At 64.5% G+C, this 14,942-nt stretch carries 18 protein-coding genes and 1 pseudogene; 14 read left to right on the forward strand and 5 right to left on the reverse strand.

Features of this window, described 5'->3' with window-relative positions:
- The first annotated feature begins 25 nt into the window (after positions 1 to 25).
- The 3 genes from QSK35_RS15100 to QSK35_RS15110 all read left to right on the forward strand — a co-directional run bounded on the left by QSK35_RS15100 (position 26) and on the right by QSK35_RS15110 (position 2,315).
- Positions 26 to 616 carry a prepilin peptidase gene (locus QSK35_RS15100; protein ID WP_285746417.1) on the forward strand — a complete coding sequence of 197 codons (591 nt, stop codon included), beginning with the start codon at positions 26 to 28 and terminating at the stop codon, positions 614 to 616.
- A 152-nt stretch (positions 617 to 768) separates the two neighbouring features.
- The gene (locus QSK35_RS15105) at positions 769 to 1,209 is read left to right on the forward strand and encodes a hypothetical protein (protein WP_285746419.1); all 441 of its coding nucleotides are present in this window, start codon (positions 769 to 771) and stop codon (positions 1,207 to 1,209) included.
- A gap of 440 nt (positions 1,210 to 1,649) precedes the next feature.
- Positions 1,650 to 2,315, forward strand: a complete 666-nt coding sequence (locus QSK35_RS15110) for a hypothetical protein (RefSeq protein WP_285746421.1) — start codon at positions 1,650 to 1,652, stop codon at positions 2,313 to 2,315.
- Between the two features lie 209 nt (positions 2,316 to 2,524).
- Here QSK35_RS15110 and QSK35_RS15115 read toward each other — a convergent pair whose 3' ends face one another.
- From QSK35_RS15115 to QSK35_RS15125, 3 genes are all read right to left on the reverse strand, one after another.
- Positions 2,525 to 3,421, reverse strand: coding sequence for a sigma-70 family RNA polymerase sigma factor (locus QSK35_RS15115; RefSeq protein ID WP_285746423.1), 897 nt, complete (start codon positions 3,419 to 3,421; stop codon positions 2,525 to 2,527).
- Between the two features lie 129 nt (positions 3,422 to 3,550).
- Positions 3,551 to 4,042, reverse strand: coding sequence for a hypothetical protein (locus QSK35_RS15120; RefSeq protein WP_285746425.1), 492 nt, complete (start codon positions 4,040 to 4,042; stop codon positions 3,551 to 3,553).
- A gap of 50 nt (positions 4,043 to 4,092) precedes the next feature.
- On the reverse strand, positions 4,093 to 4,920 hold the full coding sequence (locus QSK35_RS15125) for a helix-turn-helix domain-containing protein (RefSeq protein ID WP_352243899.1): 828 nt from the start codon (positions 4,918 to 4,920) through the stop codon (positions 4,093 to 4,095).
- Between QSK35_RS15125 and QSK35_RS15130 the strand changes: the two genes are divergently transcribed.
- A complete protein-coding gene (locus QSK35_RS15130) occupies positions 4,818 to 5,072 on the forward strand; it encodes a hypothetical protein (RefSeq protein ID WP_285746974.1) in 255 nt (84 codons plus the stop codon). The genes QSK35_RS15125 and QSK35_RS15130 overlap by 103 nt on opposite strands.
- Here QSK35_RS15130 and QSK35_RS15135 read toward each other — a convergent pair.
- Positions 4,979 to 5,296, reverse strand: a complete 318-nt coding sequence (locus QSK35_RS15135) for a helix-turn-helix domain-containing protein (protein WP_352243901.1) — start codon at positions 5,294 to 5,296, stop codon at positions 4,979 to 4,981. The genes QSK35_RS15130 and QSK35_RS15135 overlap by 94 nt on opposite strands.
- A 711-nt stretch (positions 5,297 to 6,007) precedes the next feature.
- Between QSK35_RS15135 and QSK35_RS15140 the strand changes: the two genes are divergently transcribed.
- The 4 genes from QSK35_RS15140 to QSK35_RS15155 all read left to right on the forward strand — a co-directional run bounded on the left by QSK35_RS15140 (position 6,008) and on the right by QSK35_RS15155 (position 9,619).
- Entirely contained in the window at positions 6,008 to 6,340 is a 333-nt protein-coding gene (locus QSK35_RS15140; protein WP_285746427.1) for a hypothetical protein, read from the forward strand.
- Between the two features lie 451 nt (positions 6,341 to 6,791).
- Positions 6,792 to 7,676 (forward strand): helix-turn-helix domain-containing protein, encoded by an 885-nt coding sequence (locus QSK35_RS15145; RefSeq protein WP_285746429.1) that lies wholly within the window; start codon positions 6,792 to 6,794, stop codon positions 7,674 to 7,676.
- Positions 7,677 to 7,716: 40 nt separating this feature from the next.
- On the forward strand, positions 7,717 to 7,956 hold the full coding sequence (locus QSK35_RS15150; RefSeq protein WP_285746453.1) for a DUF397 domain-containing protein: 240 nt from the start codon (positions 7,717 to 7,719) through the stop codon (positions 7,954 to 7,956).
- 253 nt (positions 7,957 to 8,209) lie between these two features.
- The gene (locus tag QSK35_RS15155) at positions 8,210 to 9,619 is read left to right on the forward strand and encodes a helix-turn-helix domain-containing protein (RefSeq protein WP_502881657.1); all 1,410 of its coding nucleotides are present in this window, start codon (positions 8,210 to 8,212) and stop codon (positions 9,617 to 9,619) included.
- Between the two features lies 1 nt (position 9,620).
- On the opposite strand, the gene QSK35_RS15160 is transcribed toward QSK35_RS15155, so the two are convergent.
- Positions 9,621 to 10,322, reverse strand: a complete 702-nt coding sequence (locus tag QSK35_RS15160; protein WP_285746456.1) for an HAD family hydrolase — start codon at positions 10,320 to 10,322, stop codon at positions 9,621 to 9,623.
- 258 nt (positions 10,323 to 10,580) lie between these two features.
- Between QSK35_RS15160 and QSK35_RS15165 the strand changes: the two are divergent.
- From QSK35_RS15165 to QSK35_RS15190, 6 genes and pseudogenes are all read left to right on the forward strand, one after another.
- Positions 10,581 to 11,482 (forward strand): annotated as a pseudogene (locus tag QSK35_RS15165) (helix-turn-helix domain-containing protein).
- A gap of 25 nt (positions 11,483 to 11,507) precedes the next feature.
- Entirely contained in the window at positions 11,508 to 12,101 is a 594-nt protein-coding gene (locus QSK35_RS15170; protein ID WP_285746459.1) for a hypothetical protein, read from the forward strand.
- A 37-nt stretch (positions 12,102 to 12,138) separates the two neighbouring features.
- Entirely contained in the window at positions 12,139 to 12,561 is a 423-nt protein-coding gene (locus QSK35_RS15175; protein WP_285746461.1) for a hypothetical protein, read from the forward strand.
- A 55-nt stretch (positions 12,562 to 12,616) separates the two neighbouring features.
- Positions 12,617 to 12,973, forward strand: a complete 357-nt coding sequence (locus QSK35_RS15180) for a hypothetical protein (RefSeq protein ID WP_285746463.1) — start codon at positions 12,617 to 12,619, stop codon at positions 12,971 to 12,973.
- A gap of 345 nt (positions 12,974 to 13,318) precedes the next feature.
- On the forward strand, positions 13,319 to 14,719 hold the full coding sequence (gene fxlM / locus QSK35_RS15185) for a methyltransferase, FxLD system (RefSeq protein WP_285746465.1): 1,401 nt from the start codon (positions 13,319 to 13,321) through the stop codon (positions 14,717 to 14,719).
- Between the two features lie 14 nt (positions 14,720 to 14,733).
- Complete coding sequence (locus QSK35_RS15190; RefSeq protein WP_285746467.1) at positions 14,734 to 14,934, forward strand: FxLD family lanthipeptide; 201 nt, start codon at positions 14,734 to 14,736, stop codon at positions 14,932 to 14,934.
- The last annotated feature ends 8 nt before the right edge of the window (positions 14,935 to 14,942 follow it).

A 14,942-nucleotide genomic window follows, 5' to 3' on the forward strand; every position in this document is an offset into this window, starting at 1 on the left:
CCTGGTCGGGTTCGTACTCGGTGGCGTGCTGCGTGTCGCGATCCGGCGAAGCTCGATCCTCGCAGTGGAGTGCGGGCGGCTGGCGCCACCAGCCCTGCTCGAAGGTGCTACCGGAGTCCTGTTCTCGGCATTGGCCTGGCGTGTCGGCGCGGAACCTGATCTGTTCGCCTACTCCTGGCTTGCCGCTGCAGGTGTCCAGCTCGCCGCTCTGGACTGGAAGACCCGCACGCTGCCAACCAAGTTGATCTGGCCAAGCGGAGTCGTCCTCGCTGCGCTCCTTACTCTGGCCAGCGCTCTCGACCGCGACGTGTACTCGCTCATCCGCGCAGGAGCGGGCATGGTTGCGCTCCTTGCGTTCTACGGAACGCTCTACTTCCTTCGGCCTGGCCAACTCGGTGGAGGTGATCTACGGCTCGGTGGCTTGCTCGGCCTCGCTCTGGGCTGGCTCAACTGGTCGGCTGTCATAACGGGTACGCTGCTCGGCTTGGTAGCGGCAGCCGTCGCACTGCTCGTGCTGCGCGTTCCTCGGCAGTCCGACCACGACGGCGTACTACCGCTCGGACCGTTCCTGATCATCGGTGCCCTCGCGATCGTTCTGGCCAGTCCTGCGATCTGATTGCACCGGGTGCTGGTCGACCCAGCACCGGCCCCCCGGACACTGCCGATGGCCGTGGTGGCCACGTCTTGTTGCGCCTCGCTGGCCTGCGTGCAGGCGGCTGATGGATGCAACGTCGGTGACCGAGCCATCGTCGTGGAAGGCTTGCATCGATGAGCGACAACTATGAGGTGCCGCGGGATGAGCGGCCTGCGGTGGCTGCCCCGCCTGACCTGCATGCCAGGTACGAGACCGAGGCCGGGGCCTACGGGACGTTGCGGATCTACGCATTCAGCGAAGATGGGTATCCGCTGGTGCTCGGGCTCGACGACAGGTTGGTGCGGCCGGAGGTGGCCCAGACCAAGATGTCCTACGTCGGTATCCACACGCCGCACGGTCCGCCGTTGGCAGGGCCGTTTACCCCTGCGCCGGTGGGCTTGGTAGCGGTGTTCTCCGACGGGCGTGAGCAGCCGGTGCTGTTCTACGACGTGCATGGCCGGGCGGTGCTGATGGATCCCGACGATGTCACGTGCGATCTGGTGCTGGCCGAGAACCTCGCCGGTACGGTGCGCGTCGAGTTCCGGCCCGCGCCGGGCGAACCGGCACCCGACTGAGATCTCCGTGTGCTCGAAATCCGGGCACGACAACATGGAACATGATCAACTTCGTACTCCGGGAACGAACGGCTCGTCCAGCACTCTGAACACCCCTCCTTGGCCGCTATCACGCTGACGGGCCCGCCTGGGCTCGTTCGGCGACCGGCACAGCCTGCGAGCGCCCAGGTTGCATGAGACTCGGGTCTGCGACCGTCGGCCGCCGGCCGCAGAACGTGATCAACAAGGACTAGCGCCAGATCCAGCCAGCGCCCTGGCACATCTCGCACTGCTCGTCGTCGCGGAGGCCGGAGCCACCGCAGTCGGGACAGATCCTCCTGTCGGCGTTGGTTTCCACATGGAGCAGGCTGTCGCCGATGATGAGCGCGACGTCCCCTCCAAAAACGGGGAGTTGGCGGGTTCACCCTGCGCCAGTCGTCGCTGCGTGCTGACATGGCGTCGTGATCAAACGACTGGAGATGGAAACCACGCCAACCGGCGAGATCGTGCGCGGCTGGCCTGGCTATGAGGACTGGGTTTTCGAGGTCGACGTCGACCTCCGCCGCAACCGGGTCCACCTTCGGTCGCCCAACCGGCCGAAGAGATCTCGTCGCCGACTGGCGGACGGTGAGGCCCGCCGGATCATGCGCGCCGTGGGGGCCTCCTGGGGGTTGGGCGTGTTCGACCCGACCGCCGCGGAGGCCGCCGAGCAGCAGAAGCGCCTGGTGCGTGAACGGCTGCCCGCAGCCACCGGGTTCGACGCGGTCGACTTCGTCGTGGCGTCGCGGCCGTACCCACGCGGCCGGCACAACAAGCGGGAACGGGCCGAGACGGTCGCGATGGTCTACGGCATCGCGCTGAGCCAGGGCTTGTGCCCCTACAAGGTGTTGTCCAGGGTGTATGGACACCGGGTCGACACAACCGGAGACATCGACAAGTTCAGCACCACGGTGACAAGGTGGGTCCGCGAAGCGCGGCAGGAAGGCTTCCTGGCCCCGTTCGATCGGGCCAGGGACATGCCGCAGCGCTGGCCGGGATCACCCGGTCATGAGTTGGAGGGACGGCGCTCGCCGGTGATGAAGCCGACGCCGTGGCACTGCACCTGTGGCAACCACGACGAGCGGTGAAGGTCCGCGGACGCCCCGGCTGCGACACGTGCACGGGCATCCGCGCAGGCCAGGGTTTCGCCTGGCTTAGGACCTCAGTGCGCGGGGCTGTGGGTTGGCCAGACTCGCCGAAGGCCCATCCTGCACCGGGACAACCTGGCGAGACACCTCACCTGCGACCTGTCCTTGCTGGATAGTCGACCGAGTCGTTGACAATCCACTCCGGACGATCAACACGAGCCTTGGAAACAGGCGCTGATCGGCATCGGCTGGCGTGGGTTTGCGTCTAGCTTCGTGTTGATCACGTAGTGCCCGGTCTCCATGGTCAATGAGAGACGACGAGTGTGAGGCCGATGTCTTGTAGCACGCTGACCGCTCACCTGAGTCCTTCGAGTACTGGTGCGGAAGCTGCCGTCGATTTCGCCAAGTTCAAGCGACAGCCCGTGGCACGAGTCGCAGCGATCCAGGTGTTCCTCGACTTCGCGCGTTCGCTGGGTTGGCAGGCCGCCTCTCGTCCAGGCCCCAAGCACATTGATCGTCGGTTCGCATTGCTTCGTGTGAGCCGCAGCCAAGTGCGCCTGCAGGTACGCCTGCCGTAGTCCTTCGCGAGCTCTGTAAGCCAGGGCCGAAACCCCGTTGGCTGTGAGGCCGATGCTCGGTCCGACGTCGGATGGTGTCCTTCCCTCGACCTCGGTGAGCCACAGCACCATGCGCCATCGATCGGGCAACTGCGCGAAGGCGTTGACCACAAGGGACTGCTCTGCCTCGGCCATCACGGTGTCTGGGAACGAAACACTGACGAGTGCGGGATCGACTGCGGTCGTGATGTCATCGTGCAGCTCGACTTTGCGGCCCTTCCGGATCCTGTCGTATGCCGCGTGACGCAAGGCCGTCAGCAAGTATGCGCGGAAGGCCGAGTCTGGGCCGCGGCCCGTGCGAAGTATCTGGAGGACATCGCTGAATGCCTCTGAAACCAGATCGTCTCGCTCCGCTGTCGAGTGAGCGAGCTGGCGCGCAAGGTTGTGCGCCGCGCCGACATGGCGCTTGTAGAGTTCACCGTAGGCGGCTACGTCCCCGCTCCGGGTCGCTTTGATCAACTGTCGGTCCACCTGGTCGTGCGGCGTCATGTCCCAGTGCGCGCCTCGGCTGGCCGGTGGTTGTCGCACTTGGTGAGCGCGAGGTGGGCGTGGTGCAGTAGTGGCTTCGAAGTCGTTTCGTGGATCCATGTTGATGCCCCCGTGCCGACCACTGTGTTCTCAGGACCGAGACAGCCCGAAGTTCTCAAGGAGGAGCTTCTGCTCGTATGGGGTGAGATGACATCCGGCGCACCGGCAGCCGCAGTGCTTGGCGCACCGGCAGCCGAGCGCCGTGTGACAACACCAGCGCGCAAAGGGCAACACGGCTGCCGGCTGCCCTAGGAAGGCGAACAGTGCGGCAAGCTCCAAGCGCTCACCGGTCTGTTGGAAGCACGACGGGACCAACTTCCCTTGAGCGGCAAGGAATGTCTCGTAGGTGCGAGCCAGTGTTCCGTATAGACTGATCACGTAGCGCTCACACATGATGCTGAGTGAAATCAATGACGGCTGAAGCTCACCGGCCTCGTACGCCAGCAACTCCTCCGCAGCGATCGGAGTGGTCAACACCGCTTCGGCGGCCGTGATTTCGGCATGGTCGCGGATCTGTCGCAGGGTGTCGCCGAGTGCTTGGGCGTAGAGCGCGCGTTCGGTGGTGTTCGAGTCGTCGTCCATGAGGAGTTTCCCGACAGCATTGGTCGTGGTGGATGAAGGAGTGGCACTTCTTATGGTGCGCAATCGTCGGCATGAGATAACGCGGTGAAGGAGCGGAGTAGTTCGCTGTGCTGCTCGGGTTCCAGGTGACATCCGGCGCACTTGCACCGGCAGTCCTTCGCGCACTTGCATTCGAGAGGCTTGGAGCAGCACCAGCGTGCGAACGGCAAGCTCGTCACGGCCATGCCGACAAAGAGGTAGATAGCCGCGATCGCGATCCAGTCGGACTTCTCCCGGAACTTGCGCGGCACGTCTTTGCCCAGCTGCTGCAACGCTTCCTCATACATCGGTACGAACACGTCCAGCCAGTCCACGCCGTAGAACTCACTGAGTATCAGGACGTCTCCTGCCTCAGGGCGAGGAGCCTGGCCGAGTTCCAGCTGACGCAGGTAGGTTTGGTCGATGTGTACCGTCCGCGACACGTCCCGGCGACTACGTCCGGAATTCAGCCGAAGGCGGCGAAGTTCGGCGCCGACAGTGCGATGGAGTGCTACGCGCTCATCCTGAGCGAGCGAGCTGAGGTCGTGCCTACGTCCCCGATTCTGATCGTCCACTAGCGACTCCGCCCCGGCTGGCGTCCCCGCGAAGCGGCCGGGCATGCGCGTACCTTTGTGGCTCGGCCCGCGCTCAACGTCATCGCCAGGCGAACGGCGATGACCATCCGGCACGGCGTCCACCGGGGATGCCACCACGCTCCGCGCCTGCACTCCGTGCAGCGTCCGTCTGCGTCCGGCTGATGTTGTTCGAGGACGGCTGTCAGCGCCGCAACCAGCCGAGGCGCATCCTGCCGTGCGATGGACAGCAACGCCGCCTCGTCGCCTTCCTCCGCGACGGTGCATACCGTTTCCAGTTCGCGGGCCAGTTCCTCCCGCAGGACGGATTCCAGGACGCCGTTCGTCATGAGGGCGATCCAGATTCCGTCGTTGGTGCCAACGAGTCCATCGGCTTCAACTCGCTGGCCTCACCGGTGGTCGACGTCGTGCTCTGCTGACCGGACCATGGACGGCCCGGTACGCTCTTCGGGCGCAACGCGACCCCGGCGTCGATCAGCCATGAACGAACGGTGCCGTAGCTAAGCCCCTCGCGCTCAGCAAGAGCCCGAATGCTCGCACCTTCCGCATATCCCTTCTTGAGCCGTGCGAGGATCGCCTTCCGCGAGGCCGTGGTGAAGCGCCGTCCCGGCGACTTCGTTGGGCTACCGCTGTTGCCCATCATCACCTGTCCCTTCAACGAGTAGGGGCACTACCGCGGCGGACATTTCCTGCTCCGGCGGGATACCCGTCGAGGTAAGCCGAGGGCCGAGAGCCGAACTCGCGGCGATCTGCAGCAACAAGGGCGCAGGCGCCACATGAGCAGGACGGCAGCAGGAGTGAACTTCTCTTGGCTGGCCGTCCTCGTCCTCCCTGAGGTGAGCGATGTTTGGTTGCGCGGCACCGTGCAACCAGCACGGTGTCGCAAGGGGCAGGACACGGAGGCTCGCGGTGTCGACCAAGCGGCTCGGTGAGGCGAACTTCAGTTCATCCACTGTGGATAGTTCGTGTAGGGCTGCCGACCTCATCGCCATGTCCTTCCGTTGCCTGACGTATGCAGGGAAGCGAGCCGGGAGCCGGTGGACCCGATCCAGGTCGGGGCGGGGTCGGGCCACCGGCGTTCTGGGTTACTCCGGGAATCGGAGCGAATCACTCACCACGCGGTTCGAATGGCCATAGCTCTGGTCGTGGCGATTACTGCCGACTGGGGCGGGCAGTCGCCAGATGTTTTCGGCGTGTGCTCCCACCGTCGCAGGTCGAGCCGTTCGTCTTCCGAGGAAGGTAGAACTACAAGATCTCCTTGTGGGGCAACTGACACTCCGAGTCGGAGTAAGTCGGCGGAGACAACCTCATCAAGTGTGTGACCGGGTCCCGTGATGAAGGTCCACAGCTGGGTATGAGGACGCTCGACAACCGGCCCGGCGAGCATTCGTATCCGCAGGCCCGCAAGTACTCGACGACCGAGTTCTGCGGGCATGGTGATCGCGCCCACGAGTCCGCCAACCGGCAGAAGGATCTGCCCCGTGGCCGAATCGACGATGGCCTGAAGCCCGTGCTGGCTGCGGTAGAGCTCGCACTGTTCCTCGGGAGTCGAATCCGAGCGTGTAGCTGGACCGCCAGTGGCCGAAGTTTTCACGACGGGCCACCTCCTCTGAATTGGCAAGGTCAGGCAGCGCGGATTGCGCTGTGTGTTGGTGCTGTGGCGTGGTTTGAAGTCGGCAAGATGTGACGCCCGTGCATTGAGCGCTGGACGTGCCGGGGGCTGCGCGGTCGGGCGACGGAGTGTCGACCTCCTGGGAGGCAAGGGTCGGCATCCGTCGTCTGCGGTGCCGTTGGCGCGGGCTCGGTGGCAGCTGCTTGCGGCAGCGCATGGGGGTGACGCCGCTCGCCGAAGTACCACCAGCCGACACCGGCTCCGACCACGCAGCCCACCATGAGGAGGAGCGTCGCTGCGATCGCCAACCCAGACCCCCGGACGACTGGGCGGGGGCTTCTGCGGCACTGGGGCGACTGAGGTCACCGCAGCGGCGATGCTAACTTGTGTACTCATCGCTTCACGCTCCTTCAAGACCTCGTGGTTTGTTGGTGTCGCACCTAGACCGTAACTTGTGTACTCCGATTAATGTCCCGACCGATCGGGTGAATTGTGGATACGTTCCGCAACCGGACACCCTGTGGAGGTGAAGGACTCCGTGACGCAGCACCTGCAGTTGCCGCCACCCGTGATGAAGGTTGTCCTCGGCAACCAGCTGGGCCGGCTTCGCGAAGCTGCCGGTGTGACCCAGGACGATGCCGCCGCGGTTCTCGGGTGCACTCAGCAGAAGATCGCTCATATCGAAGCCGGCAGCGGGATCAAGCTGATCGAGCTGAACGCCCTACTCGATCACTACGCTGCTAACGAGCCTGACCGGGCATACACGCGGGACCTTCAGGCTGAGAGCAACCGCCGAACGAAGCGCGGCGCCTTCAGCACCAGGTTCCGCCAGTACCTGCGACTGCTGGTCGACATGGAACCGAGCTGCAACAGGTACTCCTCCTACCAAGCGCTCCTCGTGCCAGGGCTCCTGCAGACGGAGGACTACATGCGCATGACCGCACGCGCGTGGAGGCCCTCGCTATCGGCTGAAGAGATCGACAAGTACGCGGCGGACCGGTTGGGCCGACAGGTCGTGCTGGACAACACAGACCAGCAGTTCTGGTTCATCATCGACGAGGCTGCGCTCCGCAGGGCAGAGGCTGCGCTCCGCAGGGCAAAGGGCGAACCGGTCATGAAGGCCCAGATCATGAAGCTCGTGGAGATCATCGATCGACCGAACGTCGAGCTGCAGATCGTGCCGTTCAGTGTCGGCTACTACATGGGCCAGGGGCACGACTACACGATCTTCGGCTATGACACGAAGCCCGCAGTTGACATCATCTACCTGGAACAGCATGACGGCGGGGAGTACGTCGACAACAGCAAGCGGACGGAGCGATACCTGACGCTTTGGGAGCACCAGAAAGCCGCAGCCAGCGGACCCGAGCAAACCCGGCGCACCTTGCTCGACATCGCCTCGTCGTTGTAGTCGGCCTACGGCTTGAGATCGGAAGGGTACGAGGGAGCCGATGAACATCCAAGACGCCCATAAGCGCCACCTCGACACCAACTTCTCTGAATGGCACAAGTCGCCCCTGAGCGGCCCGCCGGACAACCAATGCGTCGAGGTGTCGTTCACCAGCAACGCGGTCGGGTTGCGAGACAGCCGAAATCCAGACGGCTACGTGCTGGTCTTCGACCACGGCGAGTGGGAGGCATTCGTAGGCGGAGTAGCGGGAGGGAGCTTCCGGCTGTCGAAGTCCCAGTAGGGCTGTCGGGCGGTGACGCACTCGCCGCCCACACGCCAGCACGTGCTGCTCGTTGCTCACTGTCGTCCGCGTCCCTGGGTTTGGGCTGGTGGCTGTCCACTGTTGATCGAAGCTCCAAAGCCAGTGGGTGACCACCGTCCAGGGCCCGTCCATCGCCCGTCCATGCACCTTCCAGCGTCGCGAACGACCGCGTCAGCTCCTACTCTCGGGCAAAGCGAGGCACCACCAGGTCAGTCGAAGGCAGGAGGATGGGGTGGGATCACGTAGGGCGTCAGCGCCAAAGCACCCACCGAACTCTCAGCTGACCTGGCAGCGGCTCCAGCGCGGGTGGAGCCGCGAGGAGCTGGTGGAGCAGATCAAGCGGAGCATGAAGCAGGCCGACGAAGCTGAGTCGGGCCTGAACGCGGACATCGTCCGACGATGGGAGACCGGGGACCGCAAGCCTGAGCCGCGGTACAGGAAGCACCTTGTGCTGGTCTTCGGAATGCCTGCCGGCGAACTCGGTTTGCTGTCTGCCGAGGAGTTGGCGTTGTGCCCGGCGCGGTTGGCTGACTCTCCCGCTGTGGCCAACCTGTTCGCGAACGAGCAACTCGTCGACGCCGTGGTGAAGAAGGTGATGCTGGTGATGCTGGGCGGCGATGCCGAGTTCGGTCGAAACGTGTTCCTGAAGGGCATGCTCGGCGTGAGCCTCACCGCGTTGCTCTCGAACGGAGTCGCGGCACCCGACAGCGTTGATGCTCTCGCCAACGAACAACGAACTCGACTGGATCCACGGTCGATCGAGGCGTACTCGGCGATCACAACCTCGCACCGCGAGCTCTACTGGTCCAGCCCCGCCGACACCCTCCTGCCGTCCCTCTCTGCGCATGTACAACTCGGCGCAGGCATGCTTCGGTCGACATCGGATGCTGAGGGACCGTTGCCACGGCAACTGGCTGCTGCGGTCGCGGAGTCCGCACTTCTTGCCGCGCGCGTCAACTTCTTCGACCTGAATCGAGTTGACGCGGCGGGCCTATTCTTCCAACTCGCGGAGGACGCGGTGGTCGCGTCACAGAACCACCCACTCGCGGTTGCTGTACTGGCCCACCGAGCCTTCGTACCCGGCTTCGCCGGGCAGGAGCAGCCAGCGCGCGACTTCCTCAAGGCCGCGCACGCGCACGCGCGCTATGGCGCCGGGCCGGTGTTGCGCTCGTGGCTGCATTGTGTCGACGCGGAGATATCTGCTCGCACTGGGCAGCTGAAGGCAAGCCTTGCCCACATCCGTTCGGCCGAGGATGCGCTGACAGCGGCTGGAACCAATCCGGTCTGGCTCGACTACTTCGACGCGTCTCGCCTCGACGGGTTCGCAGGCAACACGTTGCTTCTGGCTGGCCAGCACCGCAAAGCCGCAGCCCGGTTGGAACAGGCAATCAGCGGTCTTGCTGCGACCGGCACCAAGCAGCGGGCCGTCCTGCTCTTCGACCTCGCCGCAGCACAGGCGCGGGTCGACGCCGCCCAGGCGCTGGCCACTGCCCAGCAGGCGTGTGACGTGGTTGGGCGCGTCCCGTACGCAACCGCACTTCAGCGGGTGCCCGAGGTGCGAGCTGCCCTGAGCACGACGCCGCACGTCCAGGAACTGGACGACCGAGTCCGGGCGCTGACCAGTGCCAGCGGTGAGGTGTAGGTCAGCTTTCCCCGGCGTTGTGCGCTGCCACCCGATCAGGAAGTTCCGCCAAACCGTCCAGTTGGAACAGACACCGCTCCTCGACCTCAGGACGGTGGAGGATGTGGCCCCACGGACCGCGACGGATGAGAGCGGTCGCGATGCCAGCCTCCTGGGCTGGTCTGATGTCGTTGTCCAGCCGGTCGCCGACGTACAGCACCGAGCTCGCAGGTACGCCGGCTTCCTCGATCACTCGTTCAAAGAATCCCTGCGACGGCTTTTCCACACCCCAGCCGTCGGACGTGCCGATGACGTCGACCGGTAGCTCCAGCGCCTTGAGGATCTGCTCGGCCCGTGCGGTCTGGTTGCCCGCCAGGCCGACTCGGAGTCCGGACGACTTCAGCGCCTGGAAGCAGGGCCGTGCATCGGTGTACAGGTTCTCTTCGGAGAAGCTCTCGGGCTGTCCCGCGGCAGCGCGGCGCTCGCGTTCGACAGCGAGATCGAACCCTGGCCTGAACACCTGGAAGGTCTCACGGTAGTCCTTGCCCTGGGCAATCACGGCGCCGAAGACGGCCGAGAAGGTGTGGCGCGGCACACCGAGCCAATCGGCCCAGGTCCCGTACTCGCGGGTCTCATCGATCAGAATCTCGCCGACGTCGAAGAAGACCGCTTCAATCCTCGCCACCTGGAGTTCCTCCCTGCACGATGTGCCGTCGACAGCCAATGGTGCCGGACGTCGGCGCTCGGCTGGTCGGAAGGCCCGACCAACGGCATGTACGGATTGCTTGTCATGGTGCCGGACGGCGAATGGATGGGGCGTGGGCGGTACCTCGTCGCGATCTTGGGATGTTGACTGTCTGTCCCGAACCAAGCACGTGCCGTGACAGAAGGTGTGAATGTGCCGAGCCCCCAGTGCGCTGTCATGCCTGGTCACGATTCGAGGCAAGAGAAGAACGCAGTGCTGAACCGATTTCACCCGACCATGCTCGAACGGGCCATCGGGCGCACGCTGGCCGGGTGGCGCCGCGAACGAGGCCTGAGCCTGGCGGAAGCGGGCAGGCGTGTGGGTTTCTCCACCGCCAAGCTGAGCATGATGGAGAACGCCCTGCAGCCCTCCGCGCAGGTCGACATCATGGCCGTGGGATACGCCTGCGGCGTGCCAACACCGGAATGGCAGCTGCTCGGCGAGACAGCGATGTGGGCGGCGCAGCGACGGCAATCACTGCTGGGTGAGGATCGAGTGCGGTTCGACCCGGCCCAGGACGCCTCGCAGATCCACGCGCACGTGTCGCACCTCCGCGCATTTCAGGGCGAGCTGATCCCCGCCATCTTCCGAACAAGCGACTACACCCTCGCCATCCTGAAAGCCGATGATCCGTTGCGTGCGGCAGTGATCGCGGAGCAACGGAACCAAGCACGCGGGGCCTGGCAGGCGCGTCTTTACGAAAGAGAACCTCTGGTCGTCGAGACCGTCGTCAGCGAGGCCGCCCTCAAACAGGTCGTCGGCGGCCCCAGGACGATGAGCGCGCAACTGGTGCACCTGATCGAGAACAGCGAGCTCCCCAACGTCACCATCCAGGTTCTCCCTCATGATGCGGGCGCCTACCCGGCTATGGGTTTCCCTTCGCCGTGCTGTCGTTCCCACACCAACTGCACGATGACGTCGTGTACGTCGAGAGTCTCCGCAGAGGCGAGTACATCGAGGACCAGCACGACTGTCGGCGCTGCGCGCAGAAGTTCGTTTCCCTGCAACAGGTAGCGCTGTCCCCTGGCGAATCGGTGGACCTCATCGCCGAGGTTGCGAGCCAGCTGTCGGCATCCGGGGAGAACTCCAGCAACGTAAGCAGTTCAGTGATCACAAGCGCGTCAGAGCCGTGCCCATGACGGTCGGCGCGAGGGCGGTGGCCTGATGTCGGACGAAGGAATCGACTGGAACGACGTCGATCTCGGCGAGGTCGACTGGATGAAGTTGATCGACTGGAAGCAGATCGAGACGGACAGGGAGATCGAGGCCCTGCTCCTCAAACTGTCGAGAGTCTGCAGTGGCTTCGGTCAGTACCTCACGCGTCGTCTTGCGCGAGCGCAACGGGGTGATCGACGCACCGGGTTCAGTCCTGAGAGTGAGGACCAGCTCGGGGAAGCTCTCCAGTTGGTTGGTCAGCTGCTCTCGGAATGCGGGCACGTGCGTGGGAGATTGGTTGCCGAGTACCGAGCATCGATCCTCGATGTGTTGCGGGACACGAACCTCGACAAGCATGTGAATGAGGACGTGCTGAGGAAGGTGTGCTGCGCACCGGACGAGGATCGAACCGTTGTGCTCGACGAGCTGATCCGCACCGGACTGGTCGACTACTGGAAACCCCACTGGAGTGTGCGTAGCGGCAAGCCGAAGCCGCCGGTCGAGTACTGGCTCACGGCCAAAGGTCGTGCACTGGTGACCGTCACGATATCGGGCGAGGGTGCCCCGGAGTGCCGCGCGATCATTGGCGGTGATCATGAGTGAGCACGGACTACGGCGGCCCCACATTGGTCAACTTCTCGTGATCCTGGTGATCGCACTGAGGTGGCACATGGAGGTGGCGACCGAGGACATCGTCAAGGAGTTGGTGCCGGGCGCAATGTCCGAAGTCGACGTCCTCGACAGCATTGCCGCACTACTGCACCAGCAAATGATCAAGCGCGTGGACGTCAACCCCAAGGCGGAGGCCATAAGTCGCCGCTACCAACCTACGTGGAAAGGGCTCGCGTGCGCGCTGGAAGAAGTCGAGTCCACGAACGACGTGCGCCTTGAGGCCGTGCTGACGAACCTCAGTTTGCGTACGGACCAAATGGTCCAGCAGCTACGCGCGGCGTTGGAAGGCGCCGCCGAGATTCACCGACTGGCGGACAAACTGGACGCCGCACAAGGTGACGATGCAGCACATGATCCTGGCCCGCACGCTCCACAGGAAGGTGCATCGTGAGAGACAGGCCAACAACCAACACTGCCGAGTGTGACTGCTGGCCTGGTGCCCCAGGATGAGCTCAGACGATCTGATTGGCACTGCGGCCTTCTGCGCAACCATCGGCGTAGGGATCGGCGACGACGACACGGTGGACACGATCGTCGACGGTCGGTTCGACACGGCCAACGAAGCACGACTCTGGATCGAGCAGACGCTCCCGAAGACGCCGTTCCCTGACTGGGTGATGCACCGACCCTTCGGCTCGGCGGGCGCGTTCCTGCTCGGTTCGATCCAAGCTGGCTCATACGTTTCCGGACCCGACGGCACCAACACGGTTTGGCTGGCAAGCGAGAATGCCGGCGTAGATGTGGACGCGGTGTTGGTCGACGGGCGTGTGCAGTGGCTACGTGACCCGGACGCGGCGGTGTAACGCGTGGGCAGGATCCGGGAAACGATCGCCGTGATCGTCGCGGCCGACAGTCGACTAGGACGAGCCGTCCGAGCGGTCGACGATGTCGCCGCGCATCTACCAGCACCGGAGACGCCCCACACCTGCCCGCTCTGCTCAGTTCAGTCTTGGCCCTGCGCTCGGTTTGATGAAGCAGCGCACCACCTGCGGGCGGCCGGGCTGCACCTTGACGATCTTGTTCCGGCCGACCTGCATGAACGTCTCTGGCATTTGTCCCGCCAACCGCCTCCTCGGAGCCGGGGCGACTGGTACGACCAGGATCGCCACGATGGATGACGGACGGACCGCTATCGAACCGACACACGAATGGTTGCCGAGAGTAACGTCACCGATACTGCTCGGCGTCTTTGGTTGATCACAAGGACGACCCTCTCCACCGCCCACGCTGCACTACGACAAGGAAGCCAGTTGAACGACAAGGTCAAACCCGCCGCGGAGAACAACGACGAGGCTGCCCGCTCTGAGCTCGCTGCCCAACTGCGCACAAAGATGGTTGACGAGCTCATCTCCGAAGGCACGATCGTCTCGGCGCGGGTCGAGGCAGCGATGCGCAAGGTGCCCCGCGAGCAGTTCGCTCCTGGCGTGGACCTGGAGGAGGTCTACCAGCTGTACAACGGCGTGGTGACCAAGCGTGACGAGGCTGGGACCTCGGTCAGCTCGGTCTCCGCGCCGCAAGTGCAAGCACACATGCTGGAACAGGCGGAGATCACCGAGGGCATGAGGGTCCTGGAGATCGGGTCCGGCGGGTACAACGCCGCACTGATCGCCGAACTCGTCGGCCCGTCTGGTCAGGTCACCACGGTCGACATCGACGAGGACATCACCGATCGAGCCAGCCGTTTCCTTGATGAGACAGGGTATTCGCGAGTGAACGTCGTGCTCGCCGACGCTGAAGGAGGGGTTGCCGAGCACGCTCCGTACGACCGGATCCTGGTCACCGTCGGTGCGTGGGACGTGCCGCCGGCCTGGGTGGAGCAGCTGGCACCGACTGGGCTCCTCGTAGTTCCGTTGCAGGTCAGGGGACTGTCGCGGACGATCGCGTTCGAGAAGACCGACCAGTGCCTGGTCAGCCGGTCAGCCCGCCTGTTCGGGTTCGTGTCGATGCAGGGCGCCGGAGCGCACCAGGGCAAGCTCCTGATCATGCGCGATGGTGAGGTCACCCTGCGTTTCGACGATGACTTCCCAGTCGACTCGACCGCACTGGAAGGTGTGCTCGACACGCCGCGGGTGGAGGTCTGGAGCGGCGCGAACATCGGCCGGTTCGAGCTGTGGGCAGGCACGCAGATGTGGCTCGCAACGGCACTTCCGGGCTTCTGTCGGGTGGTGTTGGACAAGAAGCGGGACAGTGGTCTGATTTCGCCACCGGGAAGCCACTCCGCCGCGATGGCTGTCGTCGACGGCGGAAATCTGGCGTACGTCACGACGCGCAGCACGCCCAACGAGCAAGAGGTTGAGTTCGGTGTGCACGCCTTCGGACCCGATGCGATGAAGGTCGCCGAGGAAGTGGCTGAGCAGCTTCGCGTCTGGGAGCGCGATTACCGCAACGGGCCCGGCCCGCAGTTCCGTGTCCACCCGGCTGGCACCGCCGACGATCTGATGCCCGAAGGCCGCATCGTCGACAAGAAGCACAGCCGGATCACGATCTCCTGGCCAGATGTGGCCAACGCTGCGGCCGGCCGGGATGCCCTGCAGGAAAACACCAAGTGAGGAGAGTGACTCACATGTCGGAGGTCATGTTCCCAGGTGGCGTCACGGCGCTGGCCGAACGGCCTGTCGCGGATGACGACGAGTTCACGCTGGATGTGCGGGTTGTCGTGGCCTACGGCCCCGTGATGGGCGATTGCCCGACAGACGATGGATGCGGCAACACATGCGTGGGCAACGACAGTGCCTGCAACTCGTTCGCGGACGACCCGTCCTGACCTCGCGG

The organism is Lentzea sp. NBRC 105346, assembly GCF_030269605.1.
Lineage (GTDB): Bacteria > Actinomycetota > Actinomycetes > Mycobacteriales > Pseudonocardiaceae > Lentzea.

Excerpts from the sequence above, each read along its gene's own strand:
- QSK35_RS15105 (WP_285746419.1), top strand. The coding sequence starts at position 769 with ATGAGCGACAACTATGAGGTGCCGCGGGATGAGCGGCCTGCGGTGGCT.
- QSK35_RS15115 (WP_285746423.1), bottom strand. The coding sequence starts at position 3,421 with ATGACGCCGCACGACCAGGTGGACCGACAGTTGATCAAAGCGACCCGG.
- QSK35_RS15120 (WP_285746425.1), bottom strand. The coding sequence starts at position 4,042 with ATGGACGACGACTCGAACACCACCGAACGCGCGCTCTACGCCCAAGCA.
- QSK35_RS15130 (WP_285746974.1), top strand. The coding sequence starts at position 4,818 with ATGTTGTTCGAGGACGGCTGTCAGCGCCGCAACCAGCCGAGGCGCATC.
- QSK35_RS15125 (WP_352243899.1), bottom strand. The coding sequence starts at position 4,920 with ATGCACCGTCGCGGAGGAAGGCGACGAGGCGGCGTTGCTGTCCATCGC.
- QSK35_RS15135 (WP_352243901.1), bottom strand. The coding sequence starts at position 5,296 with ATGATGGGCAACAGCGGTAGCCCAACGAAGTCGCCGGGACGGCGCTTC.
- QSK35_RS15140 (WP_285746427.1), top strand. The coding sequence starts at position 6,008 with ATGAGGACGCTCGACAACCGGCCCGGCGAGCATTCGTATCCGCAGGCC.
- QSK35_RS15150 (WP_285746453.1), top strand. The coding sequence starts at position 7,717 with ATGAACATCCAAGACGCCCATAAGCGCCACCTCGACACCAACTTCTCT.
- QSK35_RS15170 (WP_285746459.1), top strand. The coding sequence starts at position 11,508 with ATGTCGGACGAAGGAATCGACTGGAACGACGTCGATCTCGGCGAGGTC.
- QSK35_RS15180 (WP_285746463.1), top strand. The coding sequence starts at position 12,617 with ATGAGCTCAGACGATCTGATTGGCACTGCGGCCTTCTGCGCAACCATC.
- fxlM (WP_285746465.1), top strand. The coding sequence starts at position 13,319 with ATGGTTGCCGAGAGTAACGTCACCGATACTGCTCGGCGTCTTTGGTTG.
- QSK35_RS15190 (WP_285746467.1), top strand. The coding sequence starts at position 14,734 with ATGTCGGAGGTCATGTTCCCAGGTGGCGTCACGGCGCTGGCCGAACGG.